This is a genomic window from Brevundimonas sp. (genome assembly GCF_036677305.1).
Classification (GTDB): domain Bacteria; phylum Pseudomonadota; class Alphaproteobacteria; order Caulobacterales; family Caulobacteraceae; genus Brevundimonas.
Genome location: NZ_JAKFEB010000110.1, coordinates 1 through 6,119, shown reverse-complemented (window position 1 = coordinate 6,119; position 6,119 = coordinate 1). Strand labels below are relative to the sequence as shown.

General features: G+C 69.4%; 4 protein-coding genes and 1 tRNA gene. 2 read left to right on the top strand and 3 right to left on the bottom strand.

Annotated elements, in window-relative coordinates; all coding sequences use genetic code 11:
* Positions 1–6 precede the first annotated feature (6 nt).
* Positions 7–83 (bottom strand) — tRNA-Arg (locus V6M42_RS06615).
* Between the two features lie 195 nt (positions 84–278).
* Here V6M42_RS06615 and V6M42_RS06610 point away from each other — a divergent pair.
* Positions 279–2,045, top strand: coding sequence for a gamma-glutamyltransferase family protein (locus tag V6M42_RS06610; RefSeq protein ID WP_332677925.1), 1,767 nt, complete (start codon positions 279–281; stop codon positions 2,043–2,045).
* 85 nt (positions 2,046–2,130) lie between these two features.
* On the opposite strand, the gene V6M42_RS06605 is transcribed toward V6M42_RS06610, so the two are convergent.
* Together V6M42_RS06605 and V6M42_RS06600 are read right to left on the bottom strand one after the other, a co-directional pair.
* The gene (locus V6M42_RS06605) at positions 2,131–2,994 is read right to left on the bottom strand and encodes a lipid A-modifier LpxR family protein (RefSeq protein WP_332659188.1); all 864 of its coding nucleotides are present in this window, start codon (positions 2,992–2,994) and stop codon (positions 2,131–2,133) included.
* Positions 2,995–3,163: 169 nt separating this feature from the next.
* Positions 3,164–5,047 carry a ribonucleoside-diphosphate reductase subunit alpha gene (locus V6M42_RS06600; protein ID WP_332659189.1) on the bottom strand — a complete coding sequence of 628 codons (1,884 nt, stop codon included), beginning with the start codon at positions 5,045–5,047 and terminating at the stop codon, positions 3,164–3,166.
* 268 nt (positions 5,048–5,315) lie between these two features.
* On the opposite strand from V6M42_RS06600, the gene V6M42_RS06595 reads away from it, so the two are divergent.
* Positions 5,316–6,095 carry a phosphatase PAP2 family protein gene (locus tag V6M42_RS06595; protein ID WP_332659191.1) on the top strand — a complete coding sequence of 260 codons (780 nt, stop codon included), beginning with the start codon at positions 5,316–5,318 and terminating at the stop codon, positions 6,093–6,095.
* Positions 6,096–6,119: the final 24 nt, after the last annotated feature.

Below are 6,119 nucleotides of genomic sequence, written 5' to 3'. Positions count from 1 at the left end.
AGAAAATGGCGCGCCCGGAACGATTCGAACGTCCGACCCTCAGATTCGTAGTCTGATGCTCTATCCAGCTGAGCTACGGGCGCGCTTGGCCGCGAACGGCGAGGGCGGGTATCTAGCGGACGAGGGGACGGGGGGCAAGTGCCGGAAGACGGGTTTTCCGCCTTGTCGCGCGAAGGGGCGACAGAAGGGCGCGACGCGGGGCTTTCGTTCGCGCGGTCGGCGGGGCAGGGTGGCGGCTCTCTCGCCAGATCCTCCCCGAAGCCAGACCTGAGCCCTTCATGAAACTCGCCCCCCGCCGGTCCGCCCGCGCCCTTGCGGCTGTGCTCGTCGCGACGACGATGGCGCTGGGCGGTTGCGGAAGCGCGGGCCGGGGATCGACGGGCCCGGTCGGCGGCGCCGCCGCGTCGGCGCCCGCCCCCGTCGCGCCGGTCGCGCGCGGTCCCTTCGTCGCCGCGGCCAATCCGCTGGCGGTCGAGGCGGGACTGAAGGTGCTGCGAGAGGGCGGGTCGGCGGTGGACGCCGCGATCGCCGTCCAGGCCGTTCTCGGCCTGGTCGAGCCGCAGTCGTCGGGTCTGGGCGGGGGCGCCTTCATGATGGCCTACGATGCGGCGACCGGCGAGATCACCAGCTATGACGGGCGAGAGACCGCGCCGGCGGCGGCGACGCCCGAGCTGTTCTACGAGAACGGACGGCCGCTGGGCGTCGGCGAGGCGGTCCTGAGCGGGCGCTCGACCGGCGCGCCCGGGGCCGTGGCCATGCTGGCCATGGCGCACAGGGCGCACGGACGGTTGCCCTGGAACGCCCTGTTCGGCGACGCCGAACGGCTGGCCCGCGACGGTTTCGTGGTCAGCCCCCGACTGGCCGGCTTCATCGCCGCGACCCGGGGCCAGGCGCGCACCCGCTGGGCCGATGCGTATTTCACCCGGGCGGACGGAAACCGCTACGTCGCCGGCGACGTGCTGAGGAACCCCGCCTATGCCGAGACCGTGGCCGAGCTGGCCGCGGGCGGGGCCGAGGTCTTCTACAACGGCCGGATCGCCCGCGAGATCGCCGCCACGGTGGCGCAGGAGCCGCGCCCCGGCGCCCTGACGGCCGAAGACATCGCCGGCTATCAACCGATCGAGCGCGGCGCGCTGTGCCGCCCCTACCGGGTCTATGTCGTCTGCGTGCCGCCCCCGCCCTCCAGCGGCGTGGCCGTGTTGCAGCTGCTGGCCATGGCCGAGCGCACGCCCGACATTCACGGCGGCCCCGACAGCGCCGACGCCTGGACCGCCTTCGCCCAGCTGCAGCGGCTGATGTACGCCGACCGCGACCGCTACGTCGGCGACCCGGGCTTCGTCCGGGTGCCGGTGCAGGGCCTGCTGGATCCCGACTATGTCGCCGCGCGCGCCGCTCTGGCGCCCGGTCTGACCGGCGCGGCCGAGGCCGGCGCGCCGCCCGGCGGCGTCTTCGCCGGGCCTGACGCCACGCAGGAGCCGGCAGGCACCTCGCACCTCGTCGTCGTCGACGCCCGGGGCAATGCGGTCAGCATGACCACCACGGTCGAGAGCGTGTTCGGTTCGGGCCGGATGGCGGCGGGCTTCTTCCTCAACAACCAGCTGACCGACTTCTCCTTCACCCCGACCCGGCCCGACGGCGCGCCGGCGGCCAACGCCGTGGCGGCGGGCAAGCGGCCGCGGTCCTCGATGGCGCCGGTGATCGTCCTCGACCGACAGGGCCGGTTCCTGGGGGCGTTCGGTTCGCCCGGCGGGACCTCGATCCTGGCCTATAACGCCAAGGCCCTGATCGCCGTGCTGGACTGGGGCATGCCGGTGCAGGCGGCGTTCGACCTGCCCAATCTGGTGGCGCGCGGCGACGGGTTCGGCGCGGATACGGACCGTTTCTCCGAAGAGCTGCGCGCCGGCCTGGCCGCGCGCGGCGTGACGCTCAGCCCGAACGCCAGCGAGAACTCCGGCCTGCACGGCGCCATCTGGCGCCAGGGCGCGGCCGGCTGGGGCTGGGACGGCGGCGCGGACGATCGCCGCGAGGGCGTGGCGAGGGAATAGGGGTCAGGGATGAGGGATGAGGGATGAGATAGGGACGCTGTGGAGGCGGGTGAAGCGCTTTTCGCCCATCCCTCATCCCTCATCCCTACTCCGGCTTGATGCTCAGCTGGAAGGCGATCACGCCCTCGGACACGTCGGTGTCGACGCCGTGGCCGGCGCGGAAGCCCTCGGTCTCGATTTCGCGATAGGCGACGCTGAGGGAGGTGTGCACGGGCCCGCGCCGCATGGCCACGCCCAGGGAGGCGTCGCCGAGGAAATTGCCCGTATCCTGGCTGTAGCCCGATCGGGCGAAGTCGCCGTCGCGCGTCCGGGCGAAATTATAGCCGACGGCCCGGCCCGAGCCGGCCGCGTACAGATACCAGCGCGGGCGCTCGCCGAAGGCGTCGCCGCCGTCCGGGACCAGTTTCTCGATGCCGCGCCCGATGCGCAGGGTGGCCCCGGCCTCGGTCGTGCCGCCCCGCGTGCCCACCCCGACCCCGACATGCGGCGTCAGGGTGACGTCCAGTCCGGACGCCGTCTGGCCGAGGGTCTCGGTCCAGCCGCGCGTATAGGTCAGATCATAGTGTTCGGCGTCGAAGGTCGCGGGATCCAGCGGTCCGGGAGGCAGGGGCGAGCCGTCGAGACGGCGGACGGCCCCTTCGGCGCGCAGGCGCAGGCGGTCGTCATAGCCGCCGCTTTCGAACCAGACGTCACGGCTGGAGGCGGCCCACGGCGAGGTCCGGTCCCGGTCGGGCGCATAGCCCGTCCAGCCGCCGGCGGTGTCCCAGGCGGGATCGTCGGCGGCCCGGGCGTCCCGGTCGAGGCGGGTCAGGAGGTCGGCGACATTGGCGGGGCGTTCCGGCCTGACCCTCCAGGGGTCGGCCTGGAGGTCCTGCGAAGCAGCGGCGAACGCCGGGGCCCACAGGGCTCCAGTCGCCAACACTCCGGCCAGGATCGCCGTCCTGCGCATCAACGGTTCCTCCCCGATCCGTCAGCGAGTCCGATCCTGCACGATGCGGGTCATCCCGCCAACAGTCTTTCCAGCGTCACGGTTCGGGCGTTGAACGTGAACCCGCAGGCGGAGTTCCGCAATCGGGTGAACCCCTCGGGCGAGTTTCTGTCCTGTGCCTCCGGCCGCCCTACTGGCAGGCGAGGCACTCGTCGTAGTCGGTGCGCGCGGCCGAGAAGAGATCGGGCTGGTTCGGATCGATTTCGGCCTCGACCTTGTCTTCCGCGCCGGCGAAGGCCGCCCGCTGAACCGATTTGGAGCGCAGGTAGTAGAGCGATTTCACGCCCTTCTCCCAGGCCGACCAGTGCAGCATGTGCAGATCCCATTTGTTCACGTCTCCGGGGATGAACAGGTTGATCGACTGGGCCTGGCAGATTTCCGGCGAGCGGTCGGCCGACAGTTCCACGATCCAGCGCTGGTCCAGTTCGAAGGCGGTCTTGAAGATGGCCTTCTCGTCCTCGTCCAGGGCGTCGAGGTGCTGAACCGAGCCTTCGTGCTCCAGGATCGAGGACCAGACCTCGCTGGTGTCGATGCCCTTCTCGCCCAGCAGTTTCTCAAGATAGGGGTTCTTGACCGCGAACGAGCCCGACAGCGTCTTGTGCGTATAGATGTTGGCCGGGATCGGCTCGATGCCGGCCGAGGTGCCGCCGCAGATGATCGAGATCGAGGCGGTCGGGGCGATGGCCAGCTTGTGGCTGAACCGCTCCAGCACGCCGCGTTCGGCGGCGTCCTCGCAGGCGCCCTTTTCTTCGGCCAGCAGGCGGCTGGCCTTGTCGGCCTCGCGGCGCAGGTGTTTGAACAGCCGCATGTTCCACGACTTGGCCATGGCGGATTCGAAGGCCACGCCCTGCGCCTGCAGGAAGGAGTGGAAGCCCATCAGGCCCAGACCCACCGAACGCTCGCGCTTGGCCGAATAGACGGCCGCGGCCATGGCCGGCGGGGCGCGGCGGATGAAGTCTTCCAGAACGTTGTCGAGGAAACGCATCACGTCCTCGATGAAGCGGGGCTCCTCGCGCCACTCCAGGAAGCTCTCGGCGTTGACCGAGGACAGGCAGCACACGGCGGTGCGGTCGACGCCCAGGTGGTCGCGGCCGGTGTGCAGGGTGATCTCCGAGCACAGGTTCGACTGCTTGACCGACAGGCCCAGGTCGCGCTGATGCTGCGGCATCTGGCGGTTCACGGTGTCGGAGAAGATCAGATAGGGCTCGCCGGTCTGCAGGCGGATCTCGAGGATCTTCTGCCACAGGGCGCGGGCGTCGACGGTCTTCACCACCTCCTTGTTCTTGGGCGACAGCAGGTCGAAGGTCCTGCCGTCGCGGACCGCCTCCATGAAGGCGTCCGAGATGTTGATGCCGTGGTGCAGGTTCAGGGACTTGCGGTTGAAGTCGCCCGACGGTTTGCGGATCTCGAGGAACTCCTCGATCTCGGGGTGGTGGACGTCCAGATAGACGGCGGCCGACCCGCGGCGCAGCGAGCCCTGGCTGATCGCCAGCGTCAGGGAGTCCATGACGCGGATGAAGGGGATGATGCCCGAGGTCTGGCCCGCGCCCTTGACCTTCTCGCCGATCGACCGGACGCCGCCCCAGTAGGTGCCGATGCCGCCGCCGTTCGAGGCCAGGGCCACGTTCTCGTTCCAGACCGACTGGATGCCGTCCAGGCTGTCGGCCACGGCGTTCAGGAAGCAGCTGATCGGCAGGCCGCGATCCGCGCCGCCGTTCGACAGCACCGGCGTCGAGGGCATGAACCACAGCTTGGACATATAGTCGTAGACGCGCTGGGCGTGGTCGGCGTCGTCGGCGTAGGCCGTGGCGACGCGGGCGAACATGTCCTGATAGCTCTCGCCGGCCAGCAGATAGCGGTCCTCCAGCGTCTTCTTGCCGAAGTCGGTCAGCAGGTCGTCGCGGGACCGGTCGAGTTGAATGGATCTCACCACGGACAGTTGGGGACGCGCCGTCGCATCACCCTCCGCCGGGGACACGAAATCAACCGTCTTCAACGCTTCGCCGCCAGCCATGATATTCGCCGCCCTGAACAAAAATCGAATGGGTGTCCCCACGCTCCGAACCACAAGACCTAGTGGCTGAAGCGCTCCCCAAGCCCACATATGGGGCGCAGATGGCTAACCAACCGTCAACGGGGTTGACGATCACTTTCTGCCCGAATCGCCTTCAAGACGGGGGATGAGCCTGTGGACAGGCCGCGACGAGGGCGTGACAAGCTTCACCGTATTTGATCACGAACGCGTGAGTGGAACGTCACACAAGCGGGACCGTTAGCAGCCGATGACCACCGACCAGACGATCACTTTTTTCCGCCGGATGCTGCGCATAGCCCGGACGGAAATCGCGGCCGTATCGGCCCTGTTCGTGATCGCCCTGGGCGTCATGACCTTCGTCGAGGTGGCCGACGACATGACCGAGGCCGACGGACAGGCTTTCGATCAGGCGGTGCTGGCCTGGATGCAGCCCGTCGCGGGTGATCCGAGAGGACCCTGGTGGCTGCAGGAGGCGGCGGCCGACCTGACGTCGCTGGGCGGCATATCGGTGCTGACCCTTTTCGCAGTGATCGCCATCGCCTTCCTGCTGATCCAGAGAAAACAGCTGTCGGCCCTGTTGCTGGTGCTGGGTCTCGCGGGCGGCGTGGCCCTCAGCGAGGGCCTCAAGAGCCTTTTCGGCCGCGAGCGCCCACCGTCGGACTTCCAGGCCGTGGAGACGCTGAACGCCAGCTTCCCCTCCGGTCACGCCCTGCTGTCGACCGTCTTCTATCTGACGCTCGGGGTGATGCTGACGCGGGCCTTCCCGCGCGCCCATCTGAAGGCGTTTGTCCTCGGAGCCTCCATACTGATCGCCCTGCTGATCGGGCTGACCCGCGTCTATCTCGGCGCCCACTGGGCCTCCGACGTCTTCGCCGGCTGGTGCGCCGGGGCCGCCTGGGCCATGGCGCTCTGGCTGGTGGCCTATGCCGTCGCGCGGCGTCAGGCCGTCCACGACAAAGGGCCGCATGACCAGGTCTTGCCCCTCGAGCCCGAGGCGGATACACCGCCCGCCGTCATCGGGGAGTAGCCGCCCGCATCTCTCAGCGGGGTT